Here is a 17,974-nt window from a genome sequence, read left to right on the forward strand (position 1 = left end):
GCCCCCTTCGGCACGGCCCGCCCAGGGGCTCACGAACGTGCCGAGACCGACGGACGCCCCGGTTCCACTCGGACCGGGGCGTTCGGCGTCCCGCCCCGACGCGCGGCCGGACCGGGTCAGATCACGCGGAACAGGTCCGCCGTCGTGTGGACGTCCGTCAGGTCGTCGACCGTGCGGAGGTTGTCGCAGAGGGACTCCAGGACCGAGCCGGTGGCGGTGGCGGTGTCGGGGGTGGCGACGGCGATGCCGAAGAGGCGGAAGTCCAGGCGGCGTTTGACGGCGTTCCACGCGCGCGTCCAGTTCTCCGAGACCTCGCAGGCGTCGTCGGTGATCAGGACGATGTCGCCGCGTGCCCGGGACGCGTCGTCGAACTCCTCCTCCAGGATCTTCGCGGCCGTCCCCAGCGGGCGCTGGAAGTCGGTGCCGCCGCCGAGGAAGGTCTCCGCGAAGTCCAGGACCTCCGTCACGGGGGCGGGCCGGCCGGCCGGGAAGCGGAAGACCTGGAGCTTGTCGGCGGCGGAGAACAGGATGCCGACGAAGTCCCGGCCGGCCTGGCGCGCCTGGTCCAGAAGCGCCAGCGCACACGCCTTGGACCACGCCTCCCGGGTGATCCCGCCGGGCCCCTCCGCGTACATGGAGTGCGACGTGTCCACGCACGCGACGATCGCGCCCTTGCCGGTGCTCTGCTCGCCCCGGCTGTCGTACAGCATCAGCTCCCCGGCGGTATAGCGGGCGGCGAACACCGCGCGCAGTTCCGGGACGCCGAGGACCGCCAGTTCGGAGGGGATGACGCGCGAGAGATCGTCGCCAAGGGTGACGCCGACCAGCTCGCCGGTGGCGTTCTCCACCCTGCGGGCGCGCTCGCCGGCGGCCATCTGCCGGAAGCGGCCGATCAGGTCGGCCCACGCGGCGAGCCGCCCGGAGCGCAGCCGTTCGGCGAGGCGGGCGCGTTCGTCGAACGGCATCCGTTCCGTCTCGCCCGCCTCCACGCCCCACGCCCGCATCAGCGCGGCCTCCTGCCGGACGGCCTCCGCGGCCGCCGACGCGGCGGTGCGGGCGGCCGACCGGATGCCGGGGACCGCCGCCGCCATCGCCTGCGCCGCGGCGCCGTCCTCCCGCCGGGCCTCGTCCTCGGCGGCCTCGGCCGCCTCCACCGCCCGGCGCACAGCGGCGACGGCCGGGGCCGGCACCTCCCCCTGCCCACCGGCCGCCTCGGCGGCCTGCCGCAGTGCCTCACCCACGTCGGCCGCGGCGGCCTCCGCCCGCTGCCGGGCCTGGTCCGCCCGCCCGGACCGCTCCCTCGCCTCCCGCGACCGCTCCAGCAGCCCGCGCAGCGCGGACGACTGAGCGAGTACGGCCAGGGCGGCGGCGTACGCGTCGCCCGCCGTGTCCCGGTGCAGCGCGGCGAAGTCCGGGGACTGCGTCAGCGCGGCCACGACCTGGTGGTGGAGCAGGTGCGACGGGGCCATCACCGCCCGGTCCCGCAGGCGCGGGGCGGCCTGGTACGCGCACAGGAACACGTCCGCCAGCAGGTCGGGCGCGTACGCGTGCCGGGTGAGCAGCTGCGCCGCCAGCTCGCGGAGCGCCGCCGACTGCGCGTACACGTCGCGCCACGCGACCCGGTCGTAGGGGTCGGCGACCACGGCCGTGGTGTGGCGTTCGGCGGGGGCGGCGGACCGGGCCAGCCACCGGCCGGCCCGCCGCGTGAGCGTGTCGAGCGGCTGGGGGGCGTCGAGCCGCTGGGTCTCCTCGTCCATGCGCGCCTCAGAGCTGGGTCGGCACCATGGACGCGTCCACGCCCAGCGCCTCGGTGAGGACCCGGGCGCGGACCGCGCGCTGGCGGCCGGTGACCCGGTCGATGGCCGCGGTGGACCGGCCAGCGCCCGCCGCCTCCTCGCGCAGCCGCTCCAGCCGCTTGCCCGCCATGGCGAGCTTGTGGTGGGCGTTCTTGATGACCCACTCGCTCAGCGCCTCCCGCGACTGCCCGGCCATCGCGTCGAGCTGCGCCTCAAGCTCCTCGATCACGTCGGCCAGGTCGAGCGCCTCGCGGGCGTCCGGGTTCACCAGGTTCAGCACCTCCCGCTCCACGACCGGGCGTTGGGCGGGGGAGTCCCACAGCACATGCGTCAGCACCGACAGGTCGGTCTCCGCGACCGCCGTCCGCCCGTCCAGGTACGCGGACGCCTGGAGCAGCGCGACCGCCTGCCGCCACCGCCGGTCGGAGGCGACGAGCTCCTTGCGGCGCAAGGCTGCCCGCAGCGTCACCACGGCGTCCACGATCGCGTCGGGCACGTCCACGGCGGGCACGCCCTCGCCCACCGCGCGCTGGAGCGCTGCCAGTTCGAGGGTGGTGCGCGGCGCGGGTTCGGCGGGCCGGCCGACGGCGGACCGTACGAGCGCGGCGAAGTTCGACGGGTCCTCCAGGTAACCGACCTCGATCCGCACCAGCAGCCGGTCGTAGATCGCGGCCGAGTCCTCCCCGTCGGGGAGTTCGTTGCTCGCGGTGATCGCGCCGATCAGCGGGCAGCGGATCGGGGGGCCGCCGTTCTCGGGGTGGTAGATCCGCTCGTTGAGATAGCCGAGCGTCTCGTTCAGCGCGGCCGTCGAGCACTTGAAGATCTCGTCGATGAACGCCACGTGCGCGGTGGTCGCGCGCCCGTCGTACACCTGCCGGTACTCGCCCCGCGCCAGCGCGGCCACGTCGATCGGCCCGAACATCCGCGTCGGCGCGGTGAACTTCGACAGCAGGATCTCCCAGTAGGCGGCCCCGTCGATCCGGCCCGTCAGCTCCCGCGCCAGCTCGGACTTCGCGGTCCCGGGCGGCCCGAGCACCAGCGAGTGCTGCCCGGCGAGCAGCGTCACCACCAGCGTCCGTACGACGTCGTCCCGTTCGAAGAAGCGCGTCGACAGCTCGCCACAGATCGCACGCAACCGTGTCCTCCTGGGGCCTCCGTGGCCCCGGTGCCCCCGCGTCCCGCCCGTCGTCCATGTACCGCTCCTCGCCTGTGACGGCCCTGACTGGCCCGGGTGACGGCCGGTCTCCCCGAAACGAAACTACGTCAGCGGGGATCCCTCCCGGGCGACGGCCCACGTGAACCGGACGTTCCTCCGCGTCGGGCCGAGCTGACCGGGAATCGCGGGATACGGTCCCGGTGTGGATCTCTTCGACGCCGGCCGGCTCCGACTGCTGGAGGCCCCACCGCCGCGGCTGTCACCGCGGGACCGTGGCGCCATGGACGAGGCCTGGGCCGCCGCCGTGCGGGCCAACCCCGCCCTGTTCGACGGACCGGTGGCCGGGTGCACGAACCTGACCCACGACGAACGCGACGGCCTCGTCCTGACCTGGGTCCGGGCGACGTACCGGCACTTCGTCCCGCGCGGACTGCCCGGCGCGACCGTACGGCTGCCGTCCCTGTTCGTGTCGGTCGCGCAACCCTCGGACGACGGGCGGCTGCTGGTGGGCCGGATGGCGTCCTGGACCACGTTCCCCGGCCGCTGGCAGCTCCCGGGCGGCACGGTCGAACCCCCGCCGGACGGCGAACCTCTGGACATGACCGCCCTGCGCCGCCACGCGGCCCGTGAACTGGCCGAGGAGACCGGCGTCGACACACCCGCCGACGACCTCACCCCCTGGCTGGTCATACGGCAGCCGAACAACAGTGCCGGCATCCTGTTCCAGGCCCCGCCTCACCCTGCCGACCGGCTGTTCGCCCGCCACGCGTCCCTCACGGAGACCGAGCACGCGCTCGGCCGCACCCCCGAACTCGACCGGCTCGTCCTCGTCCGCTCCCCGGACGATCTGACGGACCTCACCGGCCCGCACGTGCCCTGTCTGGCCCCGGTCCTACGCCGTCACGCCGAATCCTGACGCCGGTGCCGTCTTCCTGCCCTTCCGCCGCGAAAGCCGTGCGCTTCTGGATGGGGCGCACGGCCGCGGCGTAGAACTCCGCCGGGTCCTGGGCGAGGCCGGCCTTCGTGGTCCGGCTCCACTCGTCCGCGAGGACTTCGACCGCGCCGTCGGCCAGACCGTCGAGCGTGGCCCCGACGACCTCGCTCGGCGTGAGCTTGGGCCCGTCGTAGTCGGCCGTCATGTCGGTGGCGGCGGAGCCGAGGTGCACGCCCAGTACCTGCGTGCCCTGCCCGGCCAGTTCGACGCGCGTGCCGGCGGTCAGGCTCCACTCCGCCGCCTTCGCGGCCGAGTACGACGTTGCCCCGTCCCAGGAGAACCAGGACAGCACCGACAGGACGTTGATGACGGCCCCGCCACCGTTGCCGCCGAGGATGTCGGCGAAGGCACGGGTGACCGACAGCGTGCCGAAGAAGTGGACCTCCATCTCCCGGCGGACCTCCGCAAGGTCGCCGCGGATGAGGTTCTGGCCGGTCGCGATCCCGGCGTTGTTGACGAGCAGGGTGACGTCCCCCGTCTGCTGGGCGGCCCGCTCGATGCTTTCCGGGTCGAGCACGTCCAGTGCCACGGGCACGACGCCCGGCGTCGTGATGGTGCTGGTGTCGCGCGCGGCGGCGTACACCTTCTTGGCACCCCGCTCTCTCAGCTGCTCGACGAATTCCCTGCCGAGCCCGCGATTGGCCCCGGTGACCAGAGCGACCGATCCCACGATCTCCACGATGGTGTCCTTTCCTGTTGCGGTTCCGGTCGCAGCGTAGAATCTGACATAGATGTCAGGTTCAACAGGAAGTGGCGGAGGTCACAGTGGGCAAGGATGACCGGCGGATGCGCATCGGCGAGCTGTCCGCCCGCACGGGCGTCAGCATCCGCTCGCTCCGGTACTACGAGCAGTGTGGCCTGCTGACCTCCACCCGGACGGCGGGTGCGCAGCGGCTCTATGCGGATGACGCGGTGGACCGCGTACGCCTGCTGCGTCGGCTGTTCGACGGTGGCCTGTCGAGCGAGACGATCGCCACGCTGCTGCCGTGCGTCGACACTCCCTCGGGCGACATCACCGTGCAGGCGCTGGACGTGATGCGACGTGAGCGCGAGCGTATCGACGCGCAGATTTCCGCCCTGCTCGCCACGCGCGAGCACCTCGACGCACTGATGGTCGGTGCGGCAGACCACCTCGCCCGGCAGCGTGACGACACACTCGCCGCCACGGCCTGACTACTGGGTTCCGTCCCGCGTTTCTCGGGTCGGCTGATCGACCCCGTCCTCACGCGCCATGAATGTCCCGGGCGAACACGCGGCCATCGGCCGCGCCTACGCCGCGTGAATCTGGGAATGGAAGCGACGGCGGCGCAGGCGTCGCCCCGGTCAGGCGCCCGCGCCGCCGTCGACCGGCAGGATCGCGCCGGTCACATACGAGGCGCGGTCGCTGAGCAGCCAGGCGGCCGCTTCGGCGACTTCATGCGGGCGGGCCATCCGGCCCAGCGGGATCGACGCGGTCAACTGCTCGATGATGCCGGGCGTGGCCGCCTCCCAGGTGTCGATCATCTCGGTGGAGGTGCCGCCGGGGGTGATGCCGTTCACCCGGATGCCGGCGGGAGCCCAGTTGACCGCGGCGGTCTCGGTGAGGCTGTTGAGCGCGCGCTTCATGGCCCCGTAGGCGGGCAGGGCGGGATTGGCGCGGCGGCTGCCGATGCTGGAGGTGTTCACGATGGCCCCTCCTCCGCCCTGTCGCATGAGGGCGGCCTGGGCGTTCATGGCGATCCAGTGCGAGCGGAAGTTCACGGCGAACTGCTCGTCGATGTCCTCCTCGCCGGTCGTGTCGACCGGGCCGACCTGCCGCTGAGGCAACGCGCCGTTGTTGAAGGCGCCGTCGAGCCGTCCGTGCAGCTGCCGGACGTGATCGACCGCGGCGCGGATGCTCGCGTCGTCGGCGAGATCCAACGGAGTCGCATCGGCGACGCCGCCGCCGGCGCGGATCTCGGTCACGAGCCGCTCGAGGGCGTCGGTGCTGCGGGCGGTCAGTACGACCTTGGCGCCTTCCCGGGCGAAGAGCCGGGCCGCGGCGGCGCCGATGCCGCGGCTGGCGCCGGTGATGAGCACGACCTTGTCGTTCAGCAGGCCGATGGGGGTGATGTCCGTGTCGGTGGTCATGGCTCGAGTGTTCGCCGGTCCGCCGACCCGATACAGGCACAAGCTGTACCAGGATGCCGCTCCGCGGATCGAGCAGACTCGGAGTATGAACAAGCAGGAGCTGGGCGCCTTCCTCCGCAGCCGTCGCGAACGGCTGCGCCCCCAGGACGTCGGTCTGCCTCCGGGCCCGCGACGGCGGACGCCGGGCCTTCGGCGGGAGGAGGTGGCCGTCCTGGCACACATCTCCACGGAGTACTACATCCGCCTCGAACAAGGCAGAGCCGCATCACGGCCCTCAGGGGACGTCCTCGCCGGGATCGCGGGCGCCCTGCTGCTCACGGACGCCGAATCGGATCATCTCCACGTCCTGGCGGGCACCGCGCCCAACCGTGTGGCACTGCACCGGCGTGACGTCCGCCCGAGCATCCTCGCCCTTCTCGAACGGCTGCCGCAGACGGCCGGCTTCGTCGTGTCCGCCACCTTCGAGGTGCTCGCCTGGAACGACCTCACAGCCGCTCTCATGGAGGACTTCGCCGCGCTCGCCCCCGAGGACCGCAACCTCGCCCGCCGGGCATTCCTCGCCCCGCAGCACGCCGGTGCGCCGCTGTACGGGATCTCCGACGCCGCCGAGTTCCGCCACCACGTGGTGCTGCAACTGCGGGCCACCCTCGCCCGCTACCCGGCGGATCCCGCGGTGACCGGCCTCGTCGACGACCTCCGCGGGGGCAGCGCGGACTTCGCCCGGCTCTGGGAACGGCACGACGTCCAGGCCGCGCCGACGCTGACGAAGTCCTTCCGTCACCCGGCCGTCGGGGAGATCACCGTCGACTGCGACACACTCGCACTCACCGACCGCGACCAACACCTCGTGCTCTACAGCGCCCCGCTGGGATCCCCGAGCGCCGAAGCACTGGCCCTCCTGAGCGTCCTCGGCCCCTCAGCCGCCCCGTATCACCCATAGCCGTACGGCCCACCGCGGCCCGCGACCACTCCCCGGTGCTGCGCGCCTTCCTCGACACCATCCGGAACTGCCCTGACGTCGGTGCCGCACTCGACGTCCGGCTCCGGCCCCACGTGATGCGGACCGGACCGTAAGCGATGAGTTCGGGTGGCGGACGGAGTCTGCCGTGTCATGACGCGCATCACTGGTACCACCACCACCGTCGACGCCAACGGGATCACCCTGGGCGTCGAGTCGTTCGGTGACGACGACGCTCCCCTCGTCCTGCTCGTGGGCGGGACGACGATGCTCTCCTGGCCCGACGCGCTCTGTGAGCGGCTCGCCGCCGGCGGGCGCCGTGCCGTGCGCTACGACCTGCGCGACAGCGGGGAGTCGACGACGGCGGATCCGGAGGCGCCCGCCTACACCCTGCGCGACCTCGCCGCCGACGCGGCTGCCCTCGCGGGCGTACTCGGTGGCGGGCCCGCTCACCTGGCGGGGATCGGCGTCGGCGGCATGGTCGCCCAGGTGGCCGCGCTCGATCATCCGGGCGCGTTCTCCGCGCTCACGCTGGTCGGCACCCGCGCGGTCGCCCCCGGCCCGTCCGACGACGACCTCCCCGACCACGACCGGGCGACGATGAGCCGGCTGTTCGCCCACGCGATGCCGGACTGGAGCGACCGTGAGGCGGTCGCGCACTTCGCCGCCGCCGGTGCGGAGATCCTCGGCGACGACCCGGAGACGGCACGCGCCGTCGCCGCGCGCATCTGGGACCGTACGCCCGGCACAGCACCGGCGGTCCAGATGGCCAACCAGCTGGGCATGGTGTTCTCCCGGCTCGACTGCGCACCCCGCTGGCGCGAGCGCCTGCCCGAGATCGGCGTCCCCACGCTCGTCGTCCACGGCCGCCGCGACCGGTTCTTCCCCGTCGGCAACGGCGAGGCGATCGCACGCGAGATCCCCGGGGCACGGCTGCTCGTCCTGGAGGAGGCCGCCACCGCGCTCCCCGAGCCGGCGGCCGGCGCGGTCGCCGAGGCGATGCTGACGCTCGGATCCACGGCGAGCTGACCCGGACGCCCGGCCGCCCGGGCGGCGGGGCGTCTCGACCGACTCGCGAGCGCCGCCCCCGTCCGGGCCCGGGTCACCCGCGAGGAAAGCGGGCCCGTACCGCGTCGATGCAGGTGTCCCGGGACGTGGGTCCGCCGAAGCGGAGGCGGTCGTAGGCCGTGAACGCCGGTTCCAGCGCGTCGAGTTCGTCGACCAGGGCGTGCAGCCGCTCCGTCCACCGCACCGAACCGGCGTCCGGTTCGTCCACGGCGGCACCGATCGCAGCCGTCAACCGGTCCTTCCGCCGGATGGTGGCCGGGGTCACCGAGTGCAGGCACACGTACTGGCCGCTGAGATACGCGTCCCACTCCGCCTTCCCAGCGGCCGGGTCGGCCCAGTGAGCGGTGAACCACGCTTCGAGGCGGTCGACGCCGCCGGCCTCGTCGGCGAGCGCGAACAGATCGGCCGGCACCATCTCGGCGCCGTCGGACCGCAGATATCCCGGAAGAGGGAGACGCCCGTCCAGCATCAGCCGGCGGACCTCATCGGCGTCGCGGCCCTGTACCGCGCACAGGTCCTCCAGCGTGACGAACTGCGCGCTGACATAGGCGTCGTCCGCGGCGGTCATCGGATGGTCCCCGTTGACCTCCCGGAACCGCTCCACGAGCTGCTGCTTCGCATCCTTCTCCGGCACGGGGAACCTCCAGGTCACGAGCGCGGGCCACTTCCGCGCGGGACTCGGCACGCTACGGTCCGAACGCTTCGGCGGTTGCCGAACTGTCGGCGAAACGTCCGCAACCCTGGGCGGCGCCGAAGGGTCATACCTCTCCGGAAGCCTCACAACGACCGCCCCGGGAGCCCCGCTTGTCCGTGAAGACCGCCCGCACCCGCACGGTGAGCCGGATCCTGGCCACCGCGCTCATGGCCTCGGCCCTCACCGGCTGCTCGCTGATGGAGCTCACCCGCGACTGTGACGGGACCGAGTCCCGGGTCAGGGAGGTGGGGGCCCTCGGCATCCTGGACTCCCGGCCCGACCGGGCGACCGTCACCCGGGGGGCCGAGGAGGACGCACCGCACTGCTTCGCGGACAGCGGGGACGTCGTGGTGTCCACCACGCGGACCTACGCCTTCCCCGGCACCCGCGCCGAGGTGGCGGCGCACTACCGGACGGCGGCGCGACAGGACGGCTGGCGCCCGGACCCGGAAGCCGAGCCCGGCGAACTCAGCTTCGCGAAGGGCGACATGTATCTGTGGGTCGACTTCATGAGCACCGGCTACGGGCTCACCGTTGTGTCGTACGAGTGAGGGCACCCGCGAGGCGCGCCGCCGGGGGGAGGGGGGTGACCGCCCCCGGTGCGCGGAACGCCTCGATGACATAGGCCGCGTAGCGGCGGGAGGCGGCGACCCTCGCGTCGCGCGGTGTGTCCTGGAGGCCCCGGTGGGCCATCAGGACCAGCACCAGGTCGTCCACGACGAAGTCCGGTCGCAGCCGGCCGGCCTCCCGGGCCCGCCGGGCCAGTTCGGCCACCGCGCGCAGGGACTGCTCCCGGTCGGCCGCGAAGTCCATCACCTCGGGGAACGCCGCCATGAAGGCGTCCGCGAACCCCCGGCTGTGTGCGTGCAGTTCGCAGATCTGCTCGATCACGGTGCGGAAGCCGTGCCACGGGTCCGGGTCCGCGAGGGCTTCCCGGACGGCCGTACGGCACACCCGCCGCTGCTCGGCGAACGTCTCCGTCAGGAGGTCCCGCTTGGCCGGGAAGTGCCGGTACAGCGTCGCCGGGCCGACCCCCGCCCGCCGCGCGACCTCACGCATCGGCGCGCCCAGCCCCTCCTCGCCGAACACCGTGCGGGCGGCGTCCAGGATGCGGGCCCGGTTGTCGCGGGCGTCGGAGCGCAGGGGGTGAGTCACTTCGGCGGTCATCGTCTCTCACTTCGCTCAAACGGACGCGGGCGTCCGTTACGGTCCGACGGCGGTGCTGCCACCGACCTTAAGGAGCGGAGATGAAAGCCGTGGTGATCAGGGCGTTCGGGGACCCGGAAGGGCTGGAGGTCGTCGACCTTCCCGCGCCGGAACCGGGGCCGGGGCAGGTGCTGGTCGCTGTCGAGGCGATCGGGGTGGGCGGGGTGGACGCCGTGATCCGCCGGGGCGCCCTCGCCGCCTACGGGTTCCGGGAGGGGCATCTCCTCGGCAGCGAGGTCGCGGGAACCGTCACCGCCGTGGGGGAGGGCGTCGACGCCGCGTGGACCGGGCGGCGGGTGTGGGCGTTCACCGGGCTGTCCGGCGGATACGCCGAGCAGGCCGTCGCCCGCGTCGAGGACGTCCTCGCGCTGCCCGACGGCCTGACCGGCGCGGACGCGGTGACGCTGGGCGGCTCCGGGCTCGTGGCCCACTTCGCCCTGCGCAAGGCCCACTTCGCGCCCGGCGAGACCGTGCTGGTGCGCGGTGCGGCGGGCAGCATCGGGATCACGGCGGTCCAGCTCGCGGCCCGGGGCGGCGCGGGCGCGGTCGCGGTCACCACGTCGTCCGAGGAGCGGGGCGCGCGGCTGCGGGAGCTGGGGGCGACCCATGTCCTGGACCGGTCGGGCCAGGGCGGCGGCCCGGACGCACCGACCGGCTTCGACGTCGTCGTCGACGTGGTCGGCGGACCCGGGATGCCGGACGTCCTGGACACGCTGCACGCGGGCGGGCGGTACGTGCTGGTCGGCGTCGTGGGAGGTCAGCCGCCGGAGGACTTCGGCACGCGGCTGCTGCGGGACTTCCGCAAGTCGCTGACGTTCGCCACCTTCAGCACCGACACCGTCCCCGGCCCCGACCGCCGGGCCGTCCGCGCGGAACAGTTCGCCGACGCCGCGCGCGGGGACCTGCGCACCGTCGTGCACGCGGTGCTGCCGCTGGGCCGGGCGGCGGACGCCCACCGGGCGATGGACGCGGGGGAGGTGTTCGGCCGGGTGGTGCTCACACCGTGAGCGGGGGTGTGCAGGCGCCCCGGGCCGGGACGTGAGGGCACCCGGTCCGCGCGTCGCTGCGGGTGCGCGCGGACCGGGGCCGTACAAGGGAGAGCCCCGAGAGGGCTCAGTGGGCGGAGGACGCCAGCGGGCGCGGCTTCAGGGCCGCGGTGTGTGCGTCCATCCGCTCGGCGGCCAGGATCGCCGCCGCCGTGTCCGCGCGGGACGCGGCGACGACCAGGGCGCGTCCGGCGAGGGCGTGCGCCCTGCGGTGCAGGGCCGTGGCGTCCGCCTCGCGGCCGCGCGAGGACGTCGTCGCACGGGCCGGCGTACGTCCTCCCCGCAGGCGGGTGATTTCCTGGGTGAGCCGCTCGGCCGCCGTGTCCAGATCGGCCGAGGGCGCTGTCACGCGCAGCTCGTCGGTGACGGCGAGCAGCGCCGCGAGATGGCCCGCGAGCTGGATGTCCAGCTCCTCCTCACGGGACCGGTGCGGGAAGTCGTCAGGGCCGGCCATCGTGCTGTGGACCGACTTGGAGCGGATCGGTTCGTACATGGATGGCCTCCTGGATGCTGACAGGAAGCCATCCTAGCTTAGATTCTGTCTAAAGTTGAGTCGTGGTCGAGAGTGATCGACCCTCAGAGCAGCGGTCAGCCCTCGGCGCGGGGAACGGTCAGTGCTGGCCGTAGCCGTCCAGGAAGCGGGCGATGCGGCCGACCGCGTCCCGCAGGTCCGTGACCGAGGGGAGGGTGACGACCCGGAAGTGGTCCGGCTCGGGCCAGTTGAAGCCCGTGCCCTGCACGACCATGATCTTCTCGCGGCGCAGCAGATCCAGCACCATCCGCCGGTCGTCCTTGATCTTGAAGACGTCGGGGTCGAGCCGCGGGAAGAGGTACAGCGCGCCCTTGGGCTTCACGCAGCTCACGCCCGGGATCTGCGTCAGCAGCTCGTACGCCGTGTCCCGCTGTTCGCGCAGCCGTCCGCCGGGCAGCACCAGGTCGTTGATCGTCTGGCGTCCGCTGAGCGCCGCGACCACCCCGTGCTGCCCCGGCATGTTCGCGCACAGGCGCATGTTCGCCAGGATCGTCAGGCCCTCGATGTAGGAGTCGGCGTGGGCGCGCGGGCCGGAGACCGACATCCAGCCCACCCGGTAGCCGGCCACCCGGTAGGCCTTCGACATGCCGTTGAAGGTGAGGGTGAGCAGGTCGGGGGCGACCGAGGCGGTCGGGATGTGCTCGGCGTCGTCGTAGAGGATCTTGTCGTAGATCTCGTCCGAGCAGACCAGCAGGTTGTGGCGGCGGGCGATGTCGGTGAGACCCTTGATGACCGCCTCGTCGTAGACCGCGCCGGTCGGGTTGTTCGGGTTGATGATGACGATCGCCTTGGTGCGGTCGGTGACCTTGCGCTCCACGTCGGCGAGGTCCGGCATCCAGTCGGACTGCTCGTCGCAGCGGTAGTGCACCGCCGTGCCGCCGGAGAGGGAGACGGCCGCCGTCCACAGCGGGTAGTCCGGGGCGGGGACCAGCACCTCGTCGCCGTCGTCCAGCAGGCCCTGCATCGCCATCACGATCAGCTCGGACACGCCGTTGCCGATGAAGACGTGCTCGACGTCGGTCTCGATGCCGAGCGTCTGGTTGTGCATGACGACGGCCCGGCGCGCGGCCAGCAGGCCCTTCGCGTCGCCGTAGCCGTGCGCGGAGGACACGTTGCGGAGGATGTCCTCGAGGATCTCGGGCGGGCACTCGAAGCCGAACGCCGCCGGGTTGCCCGTGTTCAGCTTGAGGATGCGGTGACCGGCAGCTTCCAGCCGCATCGCCTCCTCGAGCACCGGGCCCCGGATCTCGTAACAGACGTTGGCGAGCTTGGTCGACTGGATCACCTGCATGCTGGGAGCTTACGGCCCGGTATGGCCCTTCGGGCCGTGTTTTCCGCCACGTGAGACGCGTCGGTTCGGGTGGTTTTGTCTCGGGGTGAGCCGGGGTGTGCGGACCGGGTGTCTTCCGGGTGCGGGCCGGGTGTGCGCCTTCATGACCTTCACACCGAGCCTCCCCGCCCCGGTCTCCCCTTTCTCCATGCGGCCGGGTCAGGCTGAGGGCCGTGCCGCGTTCGGTTACCGGCGGGAAACAAAGCCTTGCCCCTCACGCGTCGCCGTGCTGACAATGCGCATGACAACTTTGTGGGCGGCCGGAGGATATCCGGCCGCCCGACGCCGCATTGAGGGGACCCCCATGAGAAAACCTCTCGTCGTCGCGCTCTGCGCCCTGGCACTCGCCGGGGCGGGCGCGACCCCCGCGGTCGCCGCCGCGCCATCCCCCACGGGCGCGGACACGACCACGGGCACGGCCCCGGCCACGTCGCCACTGACGGATCTCGTCAACGACACGGTCGGGGCCGTCGCGGACACCCTGTCGGGGCTCACCGCGCCGAAGGCCGGCGCGGTGAACTTCGCGGGCACCGTCTCGCTGAGCAACTGCTCCGGCTCCGTCGTCCGCATGCCGGACTCGGCCGCCTCCGCCCCGGCGCTGGTCCTCACCAACGGCCACTGCCTGGAAAGCGGCTTCCCCGCGCCCGGCCAGGTCCTCACCGACCGGGCGTCCAGCCGCACCTTCGGCCTGCTGAACGCCTCCGGCGCCAAGGTCGCCACCCTGCGCGCCGACCGGCTGGTCTACGCGACCATGACCGACACCGACGCGGCGATCTACCGCCTGAACACCACGTACGCGCAGATCAAGAGCGCGTACGGGATCGACCCGCTCACCCTCAGCGGCAGCCGCCCCGCCGCCGGCACCGCCATCAGCGTGGTCTCCGGCTACTGGAAGCGGATCTACAGCTGCTCCGTCGACGGCTTCGCGTACCGGCTGAAGGAGGGCGACTGGACCTGGAAGGACTCGGTCCGCTACACCTCCGCCTGCAACACCATCGGCGGGACCTCCGGCTCCCCGGTCGTCGACGACGCCACCGGCCAGGTGGTCGCCGTCAACAACACCGGCAACGAGGACGGCGGCCGCTGCACGGTCAACAACCCGTGCGAGGTCGACGAGAACGGCGGCGTCACGGTCCGCCAGGGCATCAACTACGCCCAGCAGACCTACCCCTTCACCGCCTGCTTCACCACCGGCAACCGCCTCGACCTGAGCGCGAGCGGCTGCACCGTGCCCAAGCCCTGACGGGCCCGGCGAGCCCCGCGGGGCGGGCGGTCAGCGCGGACTCCTGCGCACCGCCCGCCCCGCCAGCACGTCCGTGCGCCGCCCGTCCTCGATCACGAACCGCCCGTCGACCAGCACGTACGGGATGCCCGTCGGCAGCGTCCGGGGCTCGGCGAAGGTCGATCCGGCGTCCACCGTCCGCGGGTCGAACAGCACCAGGTCCGCCTTGTAGCCCTCGCGGACCAGACCCCGGTCCGGCAGCCGCAGCCGCGCCGCCGGGCGCGACGTCAGATGCGCCACGCACTCCTCCAGCGACAGCACCCCCAGCTCCCGCACGTAGTGGCCCAGATAGCGGGGGAACGTCCCGTACGCGCGCGGGTGCGGCTTGGCGCCCTGGAGGATGCCGTCCGAGCCGCCCGTGTGCACCCGGTGGCGCATGATCTCCCGCACGTTCTCCTCGTGGCCCACGTGCTGGAGGATCGTCGGGGCGAGCCGGTCCTTCAGCAGCAGCTCCCGCGCCACCGCCCAGGGCTCCTCCCCGCGCGCCCGCGCCGACTCCAGGACCGTACGGCCCACGTACTCACCCAGCGCCGGGTCGCCGACGCCCGAGATCTCGATGGTCTCCCACTCCACCGGCACGCCGTGGCAGCCGTCCGAGCCGGTGACCTCCAGGTGGTGCCGGATCCGCTCGGCCGTGCCGTCGTCCGCGAGCCGCCGCAGGATCTCCTGCGGGCCGCCCTCGCTCGCCCAGCTCGGCAGCAGCGCCACCAGGGTCGTGCAGCCCGGCGTGTACGGATAGGTGTCCAGGGTGATGTCGGCGCCCGCGTCCAGCGCCTCGTCGAGCAGCGCCAGCAGCTCGGGCGCCCGGCCCTTGTTCACGCCGAAGTTCATGGTGGCGTGCGCGAGATGCAGCGGGCAGCCCGCCTCCCGGGTCAGGGCCACCATCTCCGCGTACGCCTCCAGCGCGCCGGCGCCGTACGAGCGGTGGTGCGGGCAGTAGTAGCCGCCGTAAGACGCCACCACCCGGCACAGCTCGGTCAGTTCGGCGTCCGGGGCGTACATGCCCGGCGTGTACGTCAGCCCCGACGACATGCCGACCGCGCCCTGCTCCATGCCCTCCGCGACCAACTGCCGCATCCGGTCCAGCTCGTCGGGCGTGGCCTCGCGGTCCTCCCAGCCGACGGCGAGCGCGCGCACGGTGCCCTGCGGGATCAGGTACGCCGCGTTCACCGCGATGCCCTGGTCCAGCCGGTCCAGATACTCGCCCACCGAACGCCAGTCGACGTCCACGTCGTCGCCGGAGCCGTTCCACCCGGCGATCGCCCGCCGCACCTCGCCCAGCGTCCGGTCGTCCACCGGCGCGTACGACAGCCCGTCCTGGCCCAGGACTTCGAGCGTCACGCCTTGCGCCGCCTTGGCGCTGTGGTCGGGGTCGCGCAGCAGCGCGAGGTCGCTGTGCGCGTGCATGTCGATGAAGCCGGGGGCCAGCACCAGCCCCTCCGCGTCCAGCTCGCGCCGCGCCTTCGGACGCTGACAGCCGGCGTCCGCCGCCTCCTTCACGATGGAGACGATGCGTCCGCCGTCCACCACCACGTCCGCGCGGTACGAGTAGTCGCCGGAGCCGTCGACGACGTCCGCGTCCCGGATGACGAGCTCTTCCATGCGCCGGCCCTCCTAGAAGAACGTACGGATGTAGTCGACCACCGTGCCGTCCGCCTCCGCCACGGGGATCAGCACCCACTTGTCGAAGGACGTGCAGGGGTGGGACAGACCGAGACCCACCCAGTCTCCCACCTCCAGGTCCGCCTCCCCGGAAGTGCGCAGCCACGCGTGCTGGTCGGACAGACCGGTCACCTCGATCCCCGTCGCCGGCCGCTCCGCCCCGTCCCGGCGCACCACCTTGGCCACCGGCAGATCCAGGTCGTACGCCGCGTCCCGCTTGCCCGCGTTGGTGAACGCCTGCTCCGCCGTCGGCCGCGACACCACCTGCGTCCACAGCCGGAACGCCGGCTCCAGACCGCCCTCCCGCGGCACCCGGTTGAACGGCGTCAGCCGCTCGTAGTGCCCGTCGTCGTGCGACACGTACGCGCCCGACCGCAGCAGCTTCAGTACCGGCGCCGACAGCTCCGGGACCTCCGCGAAGACGTCCGCCACCGCGTCGAACCAGGCGCTGCCGCCCGCGCTCACCACGATCTCGTCCAGCCCCGCGAACCGCCCCGCCTTGTCGAAGTCGACGGCCAGCGCCACCAGCCGCCGCAACCAGGCCCGCACCCGCTCCGGATCGGCCCCCGGCACCTCGCCCTCGTACCCGGCGACCCCGACCAGCCGCAGGGTCCGCGCGCCCGCCACCGCGTCGGCGACGGCGGCGCACTCCGCCTCCGTCCGCACCCCGGTGCGCGCCCCCTCACCGGCGCCCACCTCGACGACGACGTCCACGGGACGGGAGGCGCCGCTCGCGGTGAGCGCCGCGTCCATCAGCTCCACCCCGCGCACGGAGTCCACGTAACAGACGAACCGGAAGGCGGGGTCGGCGTCCTGCTCGGCGGCGACCCAGCGCAGCGCCGCCGCGTCGACCAGCTCGTTGGCGAGGAAGATCCGGCGGATCCCGTACGCCCGCGCCACCCGCGCCTGGTGCGGAACGGCGAGCGTGATGCCCCACGCGCCCCGCTCGATCTGCCGCTGGAACAGCTGCGGCGCCATGGAGGTCTTGCCGTGCGGCGCGAACGCCAGCCCGTGCCGTTCGGCGTACGTCTCCAGCGCTGCCAGGTTGTGCTCCAGACGCTCGGCGGACAGCGCGAGCACGGGTGTGGTGAAACCGCCCGTGAAGAGGTTCCGGCGCTGCGCGGCCAGCTCGCCGACGGTCAGGCCGGCGGCGTCCGGCGGGAGGCCCTTGAAACGGTGGTCGACCCGTTCCTCGGTGAGGCGGGCCAGAGCGTCGAGGACCATCGGAACCTCCCTGATCAGGCGTGTTGCAATCTGTGCAACATCCATTGCGTATATCGCTTAACGCTGTCTAACATCTCGGCCACGTGCGGTCAACGGAGACCGCCCCACCCGCAGAAGAGAAGGAGTCACGCCGTGGACGTTGTCGCGCTCGGCGAGTCCATGGTGACGTTCCTGCCCTCCCGACCCGGCCGCCTCGCCGACGTCCCCGCGTTCCACCGGTCGATCGGGGGCGCGGAGTCCAACGTGGCGTGCGCGCTCGCGGCGGCCGGCCACACCACCCGGTGGGTCAGCCGCGTCGGCGCCGACGGCTTCGGCGACCACCTCGTCGAGGCGATCGGCGGCTACGGCGTCGACGTCTCCCACGTCCGCCGCGACCCGGACCGCCCCACCGGTGTCTACTTCCGCACGGCCGGCGACCGCGCGGACGACGCCCACGAGGTCGCGTACTACCGGGCGGGCTCGGCCGCGTCGGCGATGTCACCGACGGGCGTGGACCTGGACGCGGTACGGGCGGGACGCGTGCTGCACCTGTCGGGCATCACGGCGGCACTCTCGCCGGACTGCCTGGCCCTGATGCGCGAACTGACCGCCCCGCGGGCGGGGCGCCCTCTGATCTCCTTCGACGTGAACCACCGCCCGGGCCTGTGGGGCGAGGCATACGGCCCGGAGGTCCTGCTGGACCTGGCCCGGGGAGCGGACATCGTCTTCGTGGGCGAGGACGAGGCGGAGGAAGCCTGGGGCCTGAGGGGCGGCCCGACGGCCATCCGGGAGGCGCTCCCCGAACCGACTGTGCTGGTGGTCAAGCAGGGCGCGGAGGGGGCGGTCGCGTTCTGCGCGAGTCGCGGGCAGTCGTGCCTCCCCCAGTGCCTTGAAGGCCTGGGAGGTACCCCCAGAGGCGATGGGGGTCCCCCCGCTCG

The 17,974-nt window shown here is 73.0% G+C and carries 18 protein-coding genes; 8 read left to right on the forward strand and 10 right to left on the reverse strand.

The genetic code is table 11. The features are described 5' to 3' along the window. Positions 1–116 precede the first annotated feature (116 nt). Both CCN29_RS09540 and CCN29_RS09545 read right to left on the reverse strand, forming a co-directional pair. A complete protein-coding gene (locus CCN29_RS09540) occupies positions 117–1,757 on the reverse strand; it encodes a VWA domain-containing protein (protein WP_086680974.1) in 1,641 nt (546 codons plus the stop codon). Positions 1,758–1,764: 7 nt separating this feature from the next. After that, the gene (locus tag CCN29_RS09545; protein ID WP_086680977.1) at positions 1,765–2,931 is read right to left on the reverse strand and encodes an AAA family ATPase; all 1,167 of its coding nucleotides are present in this window, start codon (positions 2,929–2,931) and stop codon (positions 1,765–1,767) included. A 223-nt stretch (positions 2,932–3,154) separates the two neighbouring features. Here CCN29_RS09545 and CCN29_RS09550 point away from each other — a divergent pair, with 223 nt between their 5' ends. Further along, positions 3,155–3,868, forward strand: a complete 714-nt coding sequence (locus tag CCN29_RS09550) for an NUDIX hydrolase (protein WP_228731404.1) — start codon at positions 3,155–3,157, stop codon at positions 3,866–3,868. On the opposite strand, the gene CCN29_RS09555 is transcribed toward CCN29_RS09550, so the two are convergent. After that, positions 3,810–4,625 (reverse strand): SDR family oxidoreductase, encoded by an 816-nt coding sequence (locus CCN29_RS09555; protein WP_086680979.1) that lies wholly within the window; start codon positions 4,623–4,625, stop codon positions 3,810–3,812. The two genes, CCN29_RS09550 and CCN29_RS09555, sit on opposite strands and share 59 nt — an antisense overlap. Before the next feature lie 107 nt (positions 4,626–4,732). Between CCN29_RS09555 and CCN29_RS09560 the strand changes: the two genes are divergently transcribed. Then, on the forward strand, positions 4,733–5,119 hold the full coding sequence (locus CCN29_RS09560) for a MerR family transcriptional regulator (protein WP_086680991.1): 387 nt from the start codon (positions 4,733–4,735) through the stop codon (positions 5,117–5,119). A 150-nt stretch (positions 5,120–5,269) separates the two neighbouring features. Here the strand turns inward: CCN29_RS09560 and CCN29_RS09565 are convergent, their stop codons facing one another. Beyond that, positions 5,270–6,055, reverse strand: a complete 786-nt coding sequence (locus tag CCN29_RS09565; protein ID WP_031017064.1) for an SDR family NAD(P)-dependent oxidoreductase — start codon at positions 6,053–6,055, stop codon at positions 5,270–5,272. An 85-nt stretch (positions 6,056–6,140) separates the two neighbouring features. Between CCN29_RS09565 and CCN29_RS09570 the strand changes: the two genes are divergently transcribed. Both CCN29_RS09570 and CCN29_RS09575 read left to right on the forward strand, forming a co-directional pair. After that, positions 6,141–6,995: a helix-turn-helix domain-containing protein gene (locus tag CCN29_RS09570; protein ID WP_006132133.1), complete on the forward strand. Its 855-nt coding sequence runs from the start codon at positions 6,141–6,143 to the stop codon at positions 6,993–6,995. Positions 6,996–7,166: 171 nt separating this feature from the next. Next, positions 7,167–8,042: an alpha/beta fold hydrolase gene (locus CCN29_RS09575; protein ID WP_031017063.1), complete on the forward strand. Its 876-nt coding sequence runs from the start codon at positions 7,167–7,169 to the stop codon at positions 8,040–8,042. A 73-nt stretch (positions 8,043–8,115) separates the two neighbouring features. Here the strand turns inward: CCN29_RS09575 and CCN29_RS09580 are convergent, their stop codons facing one another. Beyond that, positions 8,116–8,715, reverse strand: a complete 600-nt coding sequence (locus CCN29_RS09580) for a DUF6058 family natural product biosynthesis protein (RefSeq protein ID WP_031060465.1) — start codon at positions 8,713–8,715, stop codon at positions 8,116–8,118. A gap of 176 nt (positions 8,716–8,891) precedes the next feature. Here CCN29_RS09580 and CCN29_RS09585 point away from each other — a divergent pair, with 176 nt between their 5' ends. Next, positions 8,892–9,326, forward strand: a complete 435-nt coding sequence (locus CCN29_RS09585; RefSeq protein ID WP_086680998.1) for a hypothetical protein — start codon at positions 8,892–8,894, stop codon at positions 9,324–9,326. Here CCN29_RS09585 and CCN29_RS09590 read toward each other — a convergent pair. After that, complete coding sequence (locus CCN29_RS09590; protein WP_369152009.1) at positions 9,304–9,942, reverse strand: TetR/AcrR family transcriptional regulator; 639 nt, start codon at positions 9,940–9,942, stop codon at positions 9,304–9,306. The genes CCN29_RS09585 and CCN29_RS09590 overlap by 23 nt on opposite strands. Before the next feature lie 80 nt (positions 9,943–10,022). Between CCN29_RS09590 and CCN29_RS09595 the strand changes: the two genes are divergently transcribed. After that, positions 10,023–10,988 carry a zinc-binding dehydrogenase gene (locus tag CCN29_RS09595; RefSeq protein ID WP_086680981.1) on the forward strand — a complete coding sequence of 322 codons (966 nt, stop codon included), beginning with the start codon at positions 10,023–10,025 and terminating at the stop codon, positions 10,986–10,988. Positions 10,989–11,094: 106 nt separating this feature from the next. On the opposite strand, the gene CCN29_RS09600 is transcribed toward CCN29_RS09595, so the two are convergent. After that, positions 11,095–11,520: an SCO4983 family protein gene (locus CCN29_RS09600; RefSeq protein ID WP_086680983.1), complete on the reverse strand. Its 426-nt coding sequence runs from the start codon at positions 11,518–11,520 to the stop codon at positions 11,095–11,097. Between the two features lie 118 nt (positions 11,521–11,638). Then, positions 11,639–12,850 (reverse strand): pyridoxal phosphate-dependent aminotransferase, encoded by a 1,212-nt coding sequence (locus CCN29_RS09605; RefSeq protein ID WP_006132126.1) that lies wholly within the window; start codon positions 12,848–12,850, stop codon positions 11,639–11,641. A gap of 343 nt (positions 12,851–13,193) precedes the next feature. Between CCN29_RS09605 and CCN29_RS09610 the strand changes: the two genes are divergently transcribed. Further along, the gene (locus CCN29_RS09610; RefSeq protein ID WP_006132125.1) at positions 13,194–14,132 is read left to right on the forward strand and encodes a S1 family peptidase; all 939 of its coding nucleotides are present in this window, start codon (positions 13,194–13,196) and stop codon (positions 14,130–14,132) included. Between the two features lie 30 nt (positions 14,133–14,162). Here CCN29_RS09610 and CCN29_RS09615 read toward each other — a convergent pair whose 3' ends face one another. Next, entirely contained in the window at positions 14,163–15,773 is a 1,611-nt protein-coding gene (locus tag CCN29_RS09615) for an N-acyl-D-amino-acid deacylase family protein (RefSeq protein WP_086680986.1), read from the reverse strand. A gap of 12 nt (positions 15,774–15,785) precedes the next feature. Beyond that, positions 15,786–17,057 (reverse strand): alanine racemase, encoded by a 1,272-nt coding sequence (locus CCN29_RS09620; RefSeq protein WP_086680987.1) that lies wholly within the window; start codon positions 17,055–17,057, stop codon positions 15,786–15,788. Between the two features lie 159 nt (positions 17,058–17,216). Here CCN29_RS09620 and CCN29_RS09625 point away from each other — a divergent pair. Continuing rightward, positions 17,217–17,974, forward strand: a 758-nt coding sequence (locus CCN29_RS09625; RefSeq protein ID WP_442538290.1) for a sugar kinase, incomplete at its 3' end; no start/stop codon positions are given.

The sequence above is a fragment of the Streptomyces pseudogriseolus genome, from assembly GCA_002154585.1.
GTDB classification, from domain to species: domain Bacteria; phylum Actinomycetota; class Actinomycetes; order Streptomycetales; family Streptomycetaceae; genus Streptomyces; species Streptomyces pseudogriseolus.